Source organism: Pseudomonas sp. RtIB026 (genome assembly GCF_016861355.2).
In the GTDB taxonomy this organism is placed as follows: Bacteria; Pseudomonadota; Gammaproteobacteria; order Pseudomonadales; family Pseudomonadaceae; genus Aquipseudomonas; species Aquipseudomonas peradeniyensis.
In genome coordinates this window covers 5,256,186-5,269,668 of the sequence record NZ_AP023348.2, presented here as the reverse complement: position 1 = coordinate 5,269,668, position 13,483 = coordinate 5,256,186, and the positions used below count along the sequence as shown (strand labels likewise).

The window sequence follows — 13,483 nt, the reverse complement described above, 5'->3', positions numbered from 1 at the left end:
CTACAGCGCCGCCCAATACTGCATGAAAGCAGGTAGAATCACGCCCTGACTCAATCAGGGCGTTTTTCTATGCGTATTGGCCACGGCTACGATGTCCACCGTTTCTGCGACGGTGATTTCATTACCTTGGGCGGGGTGCGTATCCCCCACAAGTTCGGCCTGCTGGCCCACTCCGACGGCGACGTGCTGCTGCACGCCCTGAGCGATGCCCTGCTTGGCGCGGCGGCGCTGGGCGACATCGGCAAGCATTTCCCCGACACCGACCCGCAGTTCAAGGGTGCCGACAGTCGCGTGCTGCTGCGCCATGTGGTCGCTGTCGTGCGCGACAAGGGCTGGAAGGTCGGCAACGTTGACGCCACCATCGTCGCCCAGGCGCCGAAGATGGCCCCGCATATCGAAACCATGCGCCAGCAGATCGCCGCAGACCTGCAGGTCGAACTCGACCAGGTCAACGTCAAGGCCACCACCGAAGAAAAGCTGGGCTTCACTGGTCGCGAGGAGGGCATCGCCGTGCACGCGGTCGCCCTGCTGCTGCCAGCATGACCGAACTGGAACTGCTGGGCCCACGGGCCTCGGGCGATGCATTGGGCACCGCAGTGCTCAAGGCGGTGGCCGAAGACTTCCAGGTCGATGAAGTCCTTGATATCCCGCTGTCCGGCCAGGGCGAGCACCTGTGGCTGTGGGTCGAGAAGCGCGACCTCAACACCGAGGAGGCGGCCCGCCGCCTGGCCCGCGCCGCCGGCGTGCCGGTGCGCGCCATCAGCTATGCCGGCCTCAAGGACCGCCAGGCCCTGACCCGCCAGTGGTTCAGCCTGCACCTGCCGGGCAAGGCCGACCCCGACCTGTCCCGCGCCGAGGACGACACCCTGCGGGTGCTCAAGCAGGTGCGCCACCAGCGCAAGCTGCAGCGTGGCGCGCACTCGGCCAATGGCTTTACCTTGCGCTTGACCGCGCTGCAGGCCGACCGCCCGGCCCTCGATGCCCGCCTGGAGCAACTCAAGCTGCAGGGCGTGCCCAATTACTTCGGCAGCCAGCGTTTCGGCCATGGCGGTGGCAATGTGCATGATGCTCAGGACTGGGCCGCACGCCAGGCATTGCCCGAGCAGCGCAATGTGCGCTCGCGGTTGTTGTCGGCCGGGCGCAGCTACCTGTTCAACCAGGTGCTGGCCGCCCGGGTGGCAGACGGCAGCTGGCAGCGCGCCCAGGTCGGCGACCTGCTGGCGTTCACCGACAGCCGCAGTTTCTTCCCGGCAGGGGAGGCCGAGTGCAGCGATCCGCGCCTGGCCATTCTCGACCTGCATCCCACCGGCCCGCTGTGGGGCGAGGGGCAATCGCCGTGCGCTGGCGCGACCCAGGCGCTCGAGAGCGAAGTCGCCGCCCGCCATCCGGCGTTGTGCCAATGGCTGGCGCGAGCGGGCATGGATCACGAACGGCGCATCCTGCGGCTCCCTATTGGGCGTCTGTCGTGGCATTATCCCGAGCCTGATATCCTGCAACTGGAATTCGTCCTTCCGGCCGGATGCTTCGCCACCGTGGTGGTGCGCGAACTCGTCGATCTGGTGCCGGCAGGGCAGACGGACAGCCCATGCGTATTCTGATTTCGAATGACGACGGTGTTACCGCACCCGGCATCGCCGCGCTGCATGAAGCGCTGGCGGATTACGCCGAGTGCGTGGTGATTGCCCCGGATCAAGACAAGAGCGGCGCCAGCAGTTCGCTGACGCTCGACCGGCCGCTGCACCCGCAGACCCTGGCCAACGGCTTCATCAGCCTCAACGGCACGCCCACCGACTGCGTGCACCTGGGGCTCAACGGCCTGCTGCCGGAAACCCCCGACATGGTGGTGTCCGGCATCAATCTGGGTGCCAACCTGGGGGATGACGTGCTGTATTCCGGCACGGTCGCCGCCGCGCTGGAAGGGCGTTTCCTCGGCGGCACCTCGCTGGCCTTCTCGCTGCTTTCGCGTCTGCCCGACAACCTGCCGACCGCCGCCTATATCGCCCGACACCTGGTCGAGGCGCAGTCGCGCCTGGAGCTGCCACCGCGCACCGTGCTCAACATCAACATCCCCAACCTGCCGCTGGAGCACATCCGCGGCATCCAGCTCACCCGCCTGGGGCACCGGGCGCGTGCTGCGGCGCCGACCAAGGTGGTCAACCCGCGGGGCAAGGAAGGTTACTGGATCGCCGTGGCCGGCGATGCCGAGGATGGCGGGCCGGGTACCGATTTCCATGCGGTGATGCAAGGCTACGTGTCGATCACGCCGTTGCAGCTGGACCGTACCTTCAACGATGCCTTCGAGCGCCTCGACGGCTGGCTGGAGGGCGTGCTCTGATGCGCGAACAGGACGATCTGCAGCGTCGCGGCATCGGCATGACCTCCCAGCGTACCCGGGAGCGGCTGATCCAGCGCCTCTACGAAGAAGGCGTGTCGAACGCCAAGGTACTCGAGGCCATTCGCCGCACCCCGCGCCACCTGTTTGTCGATGAAGCCCTGGCCCATCGAGCCTACGAGGACACGGCGCTGCCGATCGGCCACAACCAGACGATCTCCCAGCCGTTCATGGTCGCGCATATGAGCGAGCTGCTGCTGGAGGCCGGGCCCCTGGACAAGGTGCTGGAGATCGGCACCGGTTCTGGCTACCAGACCGCGATCCTGGCCCAGCTGGTGGAGCGGGTGTTCTCGGTGGAGCGGATCAAGGTTCTGCAGGACCGGGCCAAGGAGCGCCTGGTCGAGCTCAACCTGCGCAATGTGGTGTTCCGCTGGGGCGACGGCTGCGAAGGCTGGCCGGCGCTGGCGCCGTACAACGGCATCATCGTTACCGCGGTCGCCCCGGAAGTGCCCCAGGCACTGCTCGACCAGCTGGCGCCGGGCGGGCGCATGGTGATCCCGGTCGGGCCGGCGGGGGAGACCCAGCAGCTGATGCTGATCGTGCGCGAAGAACATGGCTTCTCGCGCCGGGTACTCGGGGCCGTACGCTTCGTACCCCTGCTCAACGGCCCACTGGCCTGACCTGCGCAACGGAATATTTGCGCCGGCGACGAATTCTTGCGTCTGGCCCCTGTCTATCTGGCGTGGCGTTTTTCGTACACCGGTCAGGCCAACAGCGAGTCACCCCAAGGTGGGTGGCTCGGTTATAATTGAAACAATATTGCATTTCGTATCGTCATTTTTGACAGCATGAGGGGAGCGCGGGTGGGTCACACAGGCATGCGGCAGCGCAAGGAACGGTCGGTATTGAAGCTTCTGGTGATTGCGCTGGCCATGGGGACCCTGTTGGCTGGCTGTTCCAGCACCAGCTCCAACGGCGCCCGCGTGGTCGACCGCAACAACGCCGCGCCCAAGCGCCCGACCGTCACCTCGGGGCAGTACATCGTCAAGCCCGGCGACACGCTGTTCTCCATCGCCTTCCGCTATGGCTGGGACTACAAGGAGCTGGCGGCGCGCAACAACATTCCCGCCCCCTACACCATCCGTCCGGGCCAGCCGATTCGTTTCAGCAGCGGCGCGGGGGGCAGCACCACGGTTGTCAGCAGCCCTTCTTCGTCGAGCAAGACCACCGTCATCCGCCGACCGGTCGGCAGCACCGCGCCGACGACCAGTAATGGCAAAAGTGCCACTACTGCCTCTTCCACCACCTCGCAAACGGTTGCCCAGGTGCCCGCCGCAGAGCGCGCCGTCGGCGGTTGGACGTGGCCGGCGAGCGGCGTGCTGATTGGTAAATTCGCTTCAAACGGTAGTTTGAATAAAGGCATTGATATCGCCGGTGATTTGGGACAGCCTGTTTTTGCTGCGTCTGATGGAGCGGTGGTCTACGCCGGCAGTGGCTTGAGGGGCTATGGCGAGCTCATCATCATCAAACACAGCGATACCTACGTCAGTGCCTACGGTCACAACCGCAGGCTTTTGGTTCGGGAGGGGCAGCAGGTCAAGGCAGGGCAGACGATCGCAGAAATGGGGTCCACGGGCACTGATCGGGTGAAGCTGCATTTCGAGATTCGCCGCCAGGGCAAACCCGTCGATCCTCTCCAGTTCCTGCCACGCCGTTGATCATTGTCCCGGCCTGTTCCTTGGATGTAGAGGGGACAGGCTCCAGCGCTGCCATGGAAGGGTGACGCTCGAGTCTGAGTTCGAACTCAGCAAAGGACTATAACAATGGCTCTCAGTAAAGAAGTGCCGGAGTTTGACATCGACGATGACCTCCTTCTCATGGAGACGGGCATCGTTTTGGAAACGGATGTGGTGTCAGACGAACCTGCTGTACCTTCGGTTCGGACCAAGTCGAAACAGGGCGCATCGCTCAAGCAGCACAAGTACATCGACTACAGTCGCGCACTTGATGCTACTCAACTGTATCTGAATGAAATCGGCTTCTCGCCCCTGCTTTCGCCAGAGGAAGAAGTGCATTTCGCGCGCCTGTCGCAAAAAGGCGACCCGGCCGGTCGCAAGCGCATGATCGAAAGCAACCTGCGCCTGGTGGTCAAGATCGCCCGCCGTTACGTCAATCGTGGCTTGTCGTTGCTCGACCTGATCGAGGAAGGCAACCTGGGACTGATCCGTGCGGTGGAGAAATTCGACCCCGAGCGGGGCTTCCGCTTCTCGACCTACGCGACCTGGTGGATCCGCCAGACCATCGAACGGGCGATCATGAACCAGACCCGCACCATCCGCCTGCCCATCCACGTGGTCAAGGAGCTCAACGTCTACTTGCGCGCTGCCCGCGAGCTGACGCAGAAACTCGACCACGAGCCGTCGCCGGAAGAAATCGCCAGCCTGCTGGAGAAACCGGTGGCCGAGGTCAAGCGCATGCTCGGCCTGAACGAGCGGGTGTCCTCGGTGGATGTCTCGCTCGGCCCTGACTCCGACAAGACGCTGCTCGACACGCTCACCGACGATCGCCCCACCGATCCGTGCGAACTGCTGCAGGACGACGACCTGTCGCAGAGTATCGACCAGTGGCTGGGCGAGCTGACCGACAAGCAGCGCGAGGTGGTGGTGCGGCGTTTCGGCCTGCGTGGGCATGAAAGCAGCACCCTCGAGGATGTCGGCCTGGAGATCGGCCTGACCCGCGAGCGCGTGCGGCAGATCCAGGTCGAAGGCCTCAAGCGTCTGCGCGAGATTCTTGAGAAGAATGGCCTGTCCAGCGAGTCGCTGTTCCAGTAGTCACTGACGTGCTTAGGCGAACGCCCCGACTTGTTCGGGGCGTTTGCGTTTTAGATCGGCTGAATCTGACGTCATCGCGGGGCAAGCCCGCTCCCACGCTGCTTTTGGGGGCTGGACGCGAAACCTGTAGGAGCGGGCTTGCCCCGCGAAGGCGTCCTCAATACCAACCCCATAGCCTGCTCCCCTGCGAAGTATTTATTTCTCCACCCTCGTAGCATCGCATGTAAGCATTCGCTTACTCGTCATGTAAGTGATCGCTGTAGGGATCAGTAAATCAATGTCGTTTCCAACGGCGTACTTTTTCTAACTAACTGATATTTATGACTTTTATAAATATCAAAAGATGTGTCACCTGAATCATCCTGAGATATTCGCTGCTTGTTCCCTACCGGGGAATCGCTAGTATTCGAACTGTGTCAAGGGACAGACACAGGCCTTCAAGGATGACGGCCAGGGACATCGCGGGACGCGATTCATCAGGATGATGATTGGGACATACAGGGACTACGGAAAAAATGTGGGCGGGTCAAACCGCCCCTTTTTTTTGCCCGTCGGAAATGAAAAAAGGCCCTTTCGGGCCTTTTTCGCAACTGGGCGCTATCAGCGCTCCAGGTCGGCAATCTTGCCCGTCTTGCCATCCCACTCTTCGGCGTCCGGCAGGGCGTCTTTCTTCTCGGTGATGTTCGGCCAGATCTCCGCCAGCTCGGCGTTCAGCTCGATGAAGTTCTCCATGCCGGACGGCACTTCGTCTTCCGAGAAAATCGCCTGGGCCGGGCACTCCGGCTCGCACAGCGCACAGTCGATGCACTCGTCCGGGTGAATCACCAGGAAGTTCGGGCCTTCGTAGAAGCAGTCCACCGGACAGACTTCCACGCAGTCGGTGTACTTGCATTTGATGCAGTTGTCGGTGACGACGAAGGTCATTTCTAATTCTCTCCTCAGGCGACGGCAGCTTGCCCTTCCTTACCAGGGCAGCGCGGTTCACGGTGCTGGCTGCAGGCCAGGCTAATAACCTGCAGTGCTCGCAAACCGCGCCGGATTCTACCAGCTTGCGCGGTGGGCCGTTATAACAGGTTTTTCAGTTGATATAGCATTTCGATAGCTTGGCGAGGCGTCATGTCGTCCAGGTCCAGCTTGCCCAGCTTCTCGATGGCTGGGTGTGGCAGGCTGGCGAACAGGTCGCTCTGGTGCGGCACGTGAGGCATGTTGTCGCGGGCTGGCGTGACCGGCGCTTCGTGGGGCAGGCTGGCGGTCTCCAGCCGGCCCAGGTGCTCGCGGGCGCGCTGGATCACCGCCGCCGGCACGCCCGCCAGCTGCGCCACGGCCAGGCCATAGCTCTGGCTCGCCGGGCCCGGCAGGACGTGGTGCAGGAACACGATGCGTTCGTTGTGCTCGGTGGCGTTCAGGTGCACGTTGGCCACCAGCGGCTCGGTGTCCGGCAGCACGGTCAGTTCGAAGTAGTGGGTGGCGAACAGCGTGTAGGCGCGCAACTGGGCCAGGCGCTCGGCGGCGGCCCAGGCCAGCGACAGGCCATCGAAGGTACTGGTGCCGCGGCCGACTTCGTCCATCAGCACCAGGCTGCGGTCGGTGGCGTTGTGCAGGATGTTGGCGGTCTCGCTCATTTCGACCATGAAGGTCGAACGCCCGCCGGCCAGGTCGTCGCTGGAGCCGATACGGGTGAAGATGCGGTCGACCGGCGACAGTTCGCAGGCGGCTGCCGGGACGAAGCTGCCGATATGCGCCATCAGCACGATCAGCGCGGTCTGGCGCATGTAGGTCGACTTACCGCCCATGTTCGGGCCGGTGATGATCAGCATGCGCGTGCTGTTGTCCAGGCCCAGGTCGTTGGCCACGAATGGCGTGGTCAGCACCTGCTCGACCACCGGGTGACGGCCCTGCTCGATGCGCAGGCACGGCTCTTCGACGAAGCTTGGGCAGTTCAGGTCCAGGTTCAGGGCGCGCTCGGCCAGGTTGCTCAGCACATCCAGTTCGGCCAGGGCGGCGGCGCTGTCCTGCAGCGGCGCCAGGTGTTCGATCAGGGTTTCGAGCAAGGCATCGTAGAGCATCTTCTCGCGGGCCAGGGCGCGGCTCTTGGCCGACAGTGCCTTGTCCTCGAAGGTCTTGAGCTCGGGGGTAATGAAACGTTCGGCGCCCTTGAGCGTCTGCCGCCGGATGTAGTCGGCGGGTGCCTGCTCGGCCTGCTTGGTCGGCAGTTCGATGAAGTAGCCGTGCACGCGGTTGTAGCCGACCTTGAGGTTGGCCAGGCCCGTGCGGGCCTTCTCGCGGGCTTCCAGGTCGATGAGGAACTGGCCGGCGTTCTCGCTGATCGCCAGCAGCTCGTCCAGTTCGCTGTCGTAGCCGGTCTTGAGCACGCCACCGTCGCGGATCACCGCCGGTGGGTTGTCGATGATCGCCCGCTCCAGCAGGCCGGCCAGCTCCGGATAGGTGCCGGTGATCGCGGCCAGGCGCGCCAGGTGTGGCGCCTCCAGCTCGGTCATGGCGTTCTGCAGCTCGGGCAGGGCGCCGAGGGCGTCGCGCAGGCGCGCCAGGTCACGGGGACGGGCGTTGCGCAGGCCGATCCGCGCGAGGATTCGCTCGATGTCGCCGATTTCCTTGAGCTGCGGCTGCAGCTTCTCGAAACGGTAGCCGTCGAGCAGGCAGCGGATCGAATCCTGGCGGGCCTTGAGCACCTTCAGGTCGCGCAGCGGACGGTTCAGCCAGCGGGTCAGCAGGCGGCTGGCCATGGCGGTCTGGCAACGGTCGATGACCGATTGCAGGGTGTTGTCGCGGCCACCGGCCAGGTTGATGTCCAGCTCCAGGTTGCGGCGGCTGGCGGCATCGAGGATGACCGTGTCGTCCAGGCGCTCGTGACGCAGGCTGCGCAGGTGGGGCAGGGCGGTGCGCTGGGTTTCCTTGGCGTAGGTCAGCAGGCAGCCGGCGGCGCCGATGGCCAGGGTCAGCTTGTCGCAGCCAAAGCCCTTGAGGTCCTGGGTGGCGAACTGCTGGCAGAGGCTCTTGCGCGCCGTGTCGCGGTCGAAGTCCCACGGTGCGCGGCGACGGGCGCCGGGGCGCTTTTCGGCCGGCAGGCCCTGCGGCCAGTCGTCGGGGATCAGCAGTTCCACCGGGTTGATGCGTTCGAGCTCGGCCAGCAGGTTCTCCCAGCCCTTGATTTCCTGCACGGTGAAGTTGCCGCTGGTGATGTCCAGCACCGCCAGGCCGAACAGGCGCTCGTCACCCAGCAGGGCGGCGATCAGGTTGTCGCGGCGCTCGTCGAGCAAGGCCTCGTCGCTGATCGTGCCCGGGGTGATGATGCGCACCACCTGGCGCTCCACCGGGCCCTTGCTGGTGGCCGGGTCGCCGATCTGCTCGCAGATGACCACCGACTCGCCGAGCTTGACCAGCTTGGCCAGGTAGCCTTCCAGCGAGTGGAACGGAATCCCGCACATGGGAATCGACTGGCCCGCCGACTGCCCGCGGGCGGTCAGGGTGATATCCAGCAGTTTCGCGGCTTTCTTCGCATCTTCGTAGAAGATCTCGTAGAAATCGCCCATGCGGTAGAACATCAGCTGGTCTGGGTGCTGGTTTTTCAGCTTCCAGTACTGCTGCATCATCGGGGTGTGTGCGGAGAGATCAGACATTCAGGGCCTTACAGCGGGTGGTCTGGTGGCAAATTTCGAAACCGCTAATGGTACAGGCTTTTTCCAGCCGACGCAGGCCGGATGGGTAGGACAAATCTGCGCAGGCTGCCTGTGGCGGGCGTCAGCGCGGGTGGCCGAAGAACTGGTTGAGGAACATCAGTTCCATGATCACGACCAGCACGCAGAACATCACGAAACCCCGGGTGAAGACGCGTCGTGGCCGTTCAAAGGAAGGTAATTCCTGGATGTTCAGCGCGACCATGATCGCCACGATCAACCAGGTCAGCAGTTGCGTGGGCCAGCGGCGTCGAGGCGAAAGGTCCATGCCTTGTTTCGATCCTTGGTCGGGGAAACCGCGACGATAGCGATGGCCTCGGGGTGGGGCAATCTTTCTTTTCCCGTTGCAGGGGCCATTGCATTTCCGTTTCCGCGGTTGCATTATGCGCATTATGCAAAAACGCAACGTAGCCTCCGTACTCAGAGAACTGCTCGCCCGCCACGGCCTGTCCCCTACAGAGCTGCATCGGCGCACGGGTGTGCCTCAATCCACACTGTCGCGGATTCTCAGCGAGAAGATCGTCGATCCTTCGGACAAGCACGTCTCGAAGATCGCCGAGTACTTCGGCGTGAGCACCGACCAGTTGCGCGGCCGCGTCGAACTGGGCGAGTCCCGCGACGCGGCCCCGCTCGCCCAGGGCCACGCAGCCCTGAGCGATATCAGCCTGTGGGACGATGAAACCCCCGTCGAGGACGACGAGGTGTCCGTTCCTTTTCTTCGTGAGGTCGAGTTGGCAGCAGGATCAGGAAGATTCGTCATCGAGGAAAGCGAGAACGCTCGCTTGCGCTTCGGCAAACGCAGCCTGCGCCACAATGGCGTGCAGTTCGACAACGCCAAGTGCGTGACGGTGCGCGGCAACAGCATGCTGCCGGTACTGCGCGATGGCGCCACGGTCGGGGTCAATACCGGTAAAAGCACCATCGGCGATATCATCGACGGTGACCTTTATGCCATCAACCACAATGGCCAGTTGCGGGTGAAACAGGTGTACCGCCTGCCTACCGGCATTCGCCTGCGCAGCTTCAACCGCGACGAGCACCCCGACGAGGACTACAGCTTCCAGCAGATGCAGGAAGAACAGATCAGCCTCCTTGGCCACGTCTTCTGGTGGGGCATGTACGCCCGTTGATCCCCAGCCCTCGATAAAAACCCGCCTCGGCGGGTTTTTTTTCGCCCTCAGAAAACCCCTACAGCCACGTCAGATCAGGCCTCCATGCATAGAAGCAAAAGCTGATGCATAAAAATTTGAATTTGTGCATTGACTGCATATGCATGAATGCATAAAATGTATCCCAAGCCGGACGCAAACCGGTTGAGATACAGGCAGCGATGAACAGGCCTCGACTGTTCAGAGGGTTGGCAACTGGCCCGGGTGTGCAGCGTAAAGCACCACGATCAGTTATCCGGCGGGCAGGCGGCCGCGGTCGGAGTCACCAATTTGAAGCGCAACCGCACGGCGTCACCAGTCGTGGCCGGCGGTTACACCGCGCATTACTGAAAAGCCTGCAGGGCGGGCTTTTTGGAATGCCGAGTCAAGCCAATCACGATCCGCCGGCATGTCGCCGGCGGGCAACACACAGGAGGCAGGAACGTGACGAACGAGCAACAGGCGTTGCTGGAGATGCCGCTCTGGCTGGTGATCCTCCTGGCATTGCTGGGCGGGCTTTCCGGCGAGATGTGGCGCGCCGACAAGGCCGGCGCCCGCGGCTGGGGGCTGCTCAGGCGGCTGGCGCTGCGCTCCGGAGCCTGCATGGCCTGCGGGGTATCGACGGTCATGCTGCTGTACGCCAGCGGCATGTCGATCTGGAGTGCCAGTGCCTTTGGCTGCCTCACCGCCATGGCTGGCGCCGACGTGGCCATCGGTCTCTATGAGCGCTGGGCCGCGCGCCGGCTGGGGCTGGACGACCAGCCCGCAGTGGCGCGCCAGGACGAAGAATGAACGCGGTAACAAGGAAGAAAGCGGATGTTCAACGAGTTTCGCTGCGGTAAATGCAACCGCTTGCTGGCCCGCATCGGCGGGTCGGCGCTGGTCCAGATCAAGTGTTCGCGCTGCGCGACCTTGAACCACATGAAGGCCACGGGCCTCGACAACGTGCCACCGAGCGATCAGGACGGGCCGCAGAGCCCAGCTCCCCTTCAATCGATCCAGTAGGAGAAACACCATGGCAGGTCGTACCCGCATTCCTTTCAACGGCGTCGGCACTTCGGTGCTGCCCGCTTACCAGACCCTTTCGGCGGGCCAGTACCTGCTGTCGCCCAACCAGCGCTTCAAGCTGCTGCTGCAGGGCGATGGCAACCTGGTGATCCAGGACAACGGCGCCACCGTCTGGGTCGCCAATGAACAGCAACCCTTCAGTTCGAGCATTCCCCTGCGCAACAAGAAAGCCCCGCTGGCCTTCTACGTGCAGTACGGCGCATTCCTCGACGACTACTCGCGGCGCCGGGTGTGGCTGACCAACAACAGCACCTTCACCAGCAACGACCAGTGGAACCGCACGCACCTGGTGCTGCAGGACGACGGCAATATCGTGCTGGTCGACTCCCTGGCGTTGTGGAACGGCACGCCGGCCGTCCCGCTGGTGCCTGGCGCCGTCGACTCGCTGCTGCTGGCGCCTGGCTCCGAGCTGGTACAGGGCATGGTATACGGCGCGGGCGCCAGCAAGCTGGTGTTCCAGGGCGACGGCAATCTCGTGGCCTATGGCCCGAACGGCGCGGCCACCTGGAACGCCGGTACCCAAGGCAAGGGCGCCGTGCGCGCAGTGTTCCAGGGCGACGGCAACCTGGTGGTCTACGGTGCCGGCAACGCGGTGCTGTGGCATTCGCACACCGGCGGCCATGCCAGCGCGGTGCTGCGCCTGCAGGCCAACGGCAGCATCGCCATCCTCGACGAGAAACCGGTGTGGGCGCGCTTCGGCTTCCAGCCGACCTATCGCCATATCCGCAAGATCAACCCTGACCAGAAGCCAATCGACATCTGGACCTGGCACTTCTGAGCCGGGCGCCGGGCCTTCGCGGGCCCGGCCTTCGCCGAACCGAGCGTTCAAGGAGCACAAGCATGAGCGAACTGGCCCAGTTGTACACGGCCGTCACCTCCACCCTGCGGGCGGCGTTGCCGGCCTTCGCCACGGTCGCCACGGAGGGCGACGACATTCCCGAGCCGGCTCTGCCGGCCCTGGTGCATGGCGTGTTGCGCATGCGTGGCGACGAGGCGCTGCGTGATGGTCGCTCATTGCTGATGGCGACCTTCGAGGCCCGCGTCACCGCCCAGGGCACCCCCGCGCAGGCACGGACGCAGGCCGGTGTGCTGGCGGCGCAGCTGATCGATGTGCTGCGCCAGCAATCCTGGGGGCTCGATTATGTCGAGGGCGCACGGGACATCCTTGCCGAAGCCGAAGGCACCACCTGGCGGGTGCAATGGGAGCAACCGGTCCTGCTGGGGACTGTCCACTGGCCCTGGCCCGACCAGCCGGCGGGCAGCCTGATGCTGGGCTTCGCCCCGGACACCGGGCCCGGCAACCAGGACAAGTACCTGTCACCGGAGGACCTGGCATGAGCTACGCCAGCGCCATGCACGATCGCATGCTGGCCAGCCTGTTGATCCCCTGTCGGGTGGTCGCGGTCGACCTGGCCGCGGCCCGGGTGCGGGTGTCCGACGGCGGCGGTTGGACCAGCGCCTGGGTGCGCTGGCATGCCCAGGCTGCCGGCAAGGCCCGCCACTGGCGAGTGCCGAGCCTGGACGAGCAGGGCGTGCTGATCAGCCCCAGCGGCGAACCGGCCCTGGGCACCTTCGTCCCGGGGCTGTACGGCAATGCCGGGACGGCGCCGGACAACCGCGACCATGTCGAGGTCTGGCGCTTCGACGATGGCGGCTCGCTGGCCTACGACTGGCAGGCCAAACGCTATGACATCCAACTGCCCAGCGGCCAGGCCACGGTCAAGGTCGGCGCCAGCACCCTGGTGGTCAGCGACAACGCCATCACCCTCGACTCTGCGTCGATCACCCTGACCGGCACGGTTGCCATCAATGGTCCGCTGACGGTCAGCGGCGACATCAACGGCGGTGGCCGGATCATCGACACGGCCGGCAACACCGCCAACCACAAGCACTGAACAATGGCCTGGAGCCCAGCAAGATCGCCATTGAGCGACATGAACGCGGTGAGTGCCGCGCCCCCTCATTTCGACTCAAAAGGTAAAGCAACATGGAAGCAGTAAAAGTCGGCAAGCATTTCTTCAACGCCCACCCAACCGCCGTCAGCCAGGTTTTCAGCGCGGCGGACAACAAGGATGGCGTGTACCTGCGCACCGCCACCCTGTGCACCGGCGGCGGCATCCTCAACCTGTACACCGGCCCGAAGGCGCCGGCCTACATTGGCGACATGAGCGTCCACGCCATCATGGGCGGGATCAACGGCGGCATCGATTCGCAGTACACCCTGCCTTATCCGCTGTTCATCCCGGCGGGTTACGGCCTGTGGACCGTCGCCAACAACGCCACGGCGGCCATCGCCCTGACCTACGACTTCGTCTCCTGAAGCGGCTGCCCGGCTTGTCCGGGCAACTCACTCCTGCCTGCGAGGTGATAACCATGCGCTATCCGAACAGGCTACCTGGAGCCTCAATT

16 protein-coding genes are annotated in these 13,483 nt (G+C 64.1%); 13 read left to right on the top strand and 3 right to left on the bottom strand.

The window, feature by feature from the left end:
* Positions 1-69: 69 nt before the first annotated feature.
* The 6 genes from ispF (at position 70) to rpoS (ending at position 5,163) form a co-directional block, all read left to right on the top strand.
* Positions 70-543: a 2-C-methyl-D-erythritol 2,4-cyclodiphosphate synthase gene (gene ispF / locus PRtIB026_RS23585; RefSeq protein ID WP_028690655.1), complete on the top strand. Its 474-nt coding sequence runs from the start codon at positions 70-72 to the stop codon at positions 541-543.
* Entirely contained in the window at positions 540-1,598 is a 1,059-nt protein-coding gene (gene truD, locus PRtIB026_RS23580; RefSeq protein ID WP_203651161.1) for a tRNA pseudouridine(13) synthase TruD, read from the top strand. The genes ispF and truD overlap by 4 nt, the downstream gene beginning before the upstream one ends.
* The gene (gene surE, locus PRtIB026_RS23575) at positions 1,586-2,335 is read left to right on the top strand and encodes a 5'/3'-nucleotidase SurE (RefSeq protein ID WP_203651163.1); all 750 of its coding nucleotides are present in this window, start codon (positions 1,586-1,588) and stop codon (positions 2,333-2,335) included. Before truD ends, surE begins: the two co-directional genes overlap by 13 nt.
* A gap of 38 nt (positions 2,336-2,373) precedes the next feature.
* Complete coding sequence (locus PRtIB026_RS23570; protein ID WP_162175259.1) at positions 2,374-3,012, top strand: protein-L-isoaspartate(D-aspartate) O-methyltransferase; 639 nt, start codon at positions 2,374-2,376, stop codon at positions 3,010-3,012.
* A gap of 183 nt (positions 3,013-3,195) precedes the next feature.
* Complete coding sequence (locus tag PRtIB026_RS23565; protein WP_232856807.1) at positions 3,196-4,050, top strand: peptidoglycan DD-metalloendopeptidase family protein; 855 nt, start codon at positions 3,196-3,198, stop codon at positions 4,048-4,050.
* Positions 4,051-4,155: 105 nt separating this feature from the next.
* Positions 4,156-5,163, top strand: coding sequence for an RNA polymerase sigma factor RpoS (gene rpoS / locus PRtIB026_RS23560; RefSeq protein ID WP_011535249.1), 1,008 nt, complete (start codon positions 4,156-4,158; stop codon positions 5,161-5,163).
* Between the two features lie 600 nt (positions 5,164-5,763).
* Here rpoS and fdxA read toward each other — a convergent pair.
* The 3 genes from fdxA to PRtIB026_RS23545 form a co-directional block, all read right to left on the bottom strand.
* Positions 5,764-6,087, bottom strand: coding sequence for a ferredoxin FdxA (fdxA, locus tag PRtIB026_RS23555; RefSeq protein WP_050704429.1), 324 nt, complete (start codon positions 6,085-6,087; stop codon positions 5,764-5,766).
* Between the two features lie 140 nt (positions 6,088-6,227).
* Complete coding sequence (mutS, locus tag PRtIB026_RS23550) at positions 6,228-8,801, bottom strand: DNA mismatch repair protein MutS (protein ID WP_203651173.1); 2,574 nt, start codon at positions 8,799-8,801, stop codon at positions 6,228-6,230.
* 121 nt (positions 8,802-8,922) lie between these two features.
* Complete coding sequence (locus PRtIB026_RS23545) at positions 8,923-9,126, bottom strand: hypothetical protein (RefSeq protein WP_203652730.1); 204 nt, start codon at positions 9,124-9,126, stop codon at positions 8,923-8,925.
* Between the two features lie 115 nt (positions 9,127-9,241).
* Here PRtIB026_RS23545 and PRtIB026_RS23540 point away from each other — a divergent pair, with 115 nt between their 5' ends.
* From PRtIB026_RS23540 to PRtIB026_RS23510, 7 genes are all read left to right on the top strand, one after another.
* Positions 9,242-9,988, top strand: coding sequence for a LexA family transcriptional regulator (locus tag PRtIB026_RS23540; protein ID WP_082337656.1), 747 nt, complete (start codon positions 9,242-9,244; stop codon positions 9,986-9,988).
* 462 nt (positions 9,989-10,450) lie between these two features.
* Positions 10,451-10,798 carry a phage holin family protein gene (locus tag PRtIB026_RS23535; protein WP_203651175.1) on the top strand — a complete coding sequence of 116 codons (348 nt, stop codon included), beginning with the start codon at positions 10,451-10,453 and terminating at the stop codon, positions 10,796-10,798.
* A gap of 24 nt (positions 10,799-10,822) precedes the next feature.
* Positions 10,823-11,011, top strand: a complete 189-nt coding sequence (locus PRtIB026_RS23530; RefSeq protein ID WP_203651177.1) for a Com family DNA-binding transcriptional regulator — start codon at positions 10,823-10,825, stop codon at positions 11,009-11,011.
* 10 nt (positions 11,012-11,021) lie between these two features.
* Positions 11,022-11,852 carry a putidacin L1 family lectin-like bacteriocin gene (locus PRtIB026_RS23525; RefSeq protein ID WP_203651179.1) on the top strand — a complete coding sequence of 277 codons (831 nt, stop codon included), beginning with the start codon at positions 11,022-11,024 and terminating at the stop codon, positions 11,850-11,852.
* A 62-nt stretch (positions 11,853-11,914) separates the two neighbouring features.
* Positions 11,915-12,412 (top strand): hypothetical protein, encoded by a 498-nt coding sequence (locus tag PRtIB026_RS23520; protein ID WP_203651181.1) that lies wholly within the window; start codon positions 11,915-11,917, stop codon positions 12,410-12,412.
* On the top strand, positions 12,409-12,969 hold the full coding sequence (locus PRtIB026_RS23515) for a phage baseplate assembly protein V (protein ID WP_203651183.1): 561 nt from the start codon (positions 12,409-12,411) through the stop codon (positions 12,967-12,969). The genes PRtIB026_RS23520 and PRtIB026_RS23515 overlap by 4 nt, the downstream gene beginning before the upstream one ends.
* A 92-nt stretch (positions 12,970-13,061) precedes the next feature.
* On the top strand, positions 13,062-13,394 hold the full coding sequence (locus PRtIB026_RS23510; RefSeq protein ID WP_110738424.1) for a hypothetical protein: 333 nt from the start codon (positions 13,062-13,064) through the stop codon (positions 13,392-13,394).
* Positions 13,395-13,483: the final 89 nt, after the last annotated feature.

Coding starts and splice junctions, on each gene's coding strand:
- mutS (WP_203651173.1), bottom strand. CDS start 8,801: ATGTCTGATCTCTCCGCACACACCCCGATGATGCAGCAGTACTGGAAG.
- PRtIB026_RS23570 (WP_162175259.1), top strand. CDS start 2,374: ATGACCTCCCAGCGTACCCGGGAGCGGCTGATCCAGCGCCTCTACGAA.
- PRtIB026_RS23520 (WP_203651181.1), top strand. CDS start 11,915: ATGAGCGAACTGGCCCAGTTGTACACGGCCGTCACCTCCACCCTGCGG.
- PRtIB026_RS23525 (WP_203651179.1), top strand. CDS start 11,022: ATGGCAGGTCGTACCCGCATTCCTTTCAACGGCGTCGGCACTTCGGTG.
- PRtIB026_RS23515 (WP_203651183.1), top strand. CDS start 12,409: ATGAGCTACGCCAGCGCCATGCACGATCGCATGCTGGCCAGCCTGTTG.
- truD (WP_203651161.1), top strand. CDS start 540: ATGACCGAACTGGAACTGCTGGGCCCACGGGCCTCGGGCGATGCATTG.
- PRtIB026_RS23510 (WP_110738424.1), top strand. CDS start 13,062: ATGGAAGCAGTAAAAGTCGGCAAGCATTTCTTCAACGCCCACCCAACC.
- fdxA (WP_050704429.1), bottom strand. CDS start 6,087: ATGACCTTCGTCGTCACCGACAACTGCATCAAATGCAAGTACACCGAC.
- surE (WP_203651163.1), top strand. CDS start 1,586: ATGCGTATTCTGATTTCGAATGACGACGGTGTTACCGCACCCGGCATC.
- PRtIB026_RS23545 (WP_203652730.1), bottom strand. CDS start 9,126: ATGGACCTTTCGCCTCGACGCCGCTGGCCCACGCAACTGCTGACCTGG.
- PRtIB026_RS23540 (WP_082337656.1), top strand. CDS start 9,242: ATGCGCATTATGCAAAAACGCAACGTAGCCTCCGTACTCAGAGAACTG.
- ispF (WP_028690655.1), top strand. CDS start 70: ATGCGTATTGGCCACGGCTACGATGTCCACCGTTTCTGCGACGGTGAT.
- rpoS (WP_011535249.1), top strand. CDS start 4,156: ATGGCTCTCAGTAAAGAAGTGCCGGAGTTTGACATCGACGATGACCTC.
- PRtIB026_RS23530 (WP_203651177.1), top strand. CDS start 10,823: ATGTTCAACGAGTTTCGCTGCGGTAAATGCAACCGCTTGCTGGCCCGC.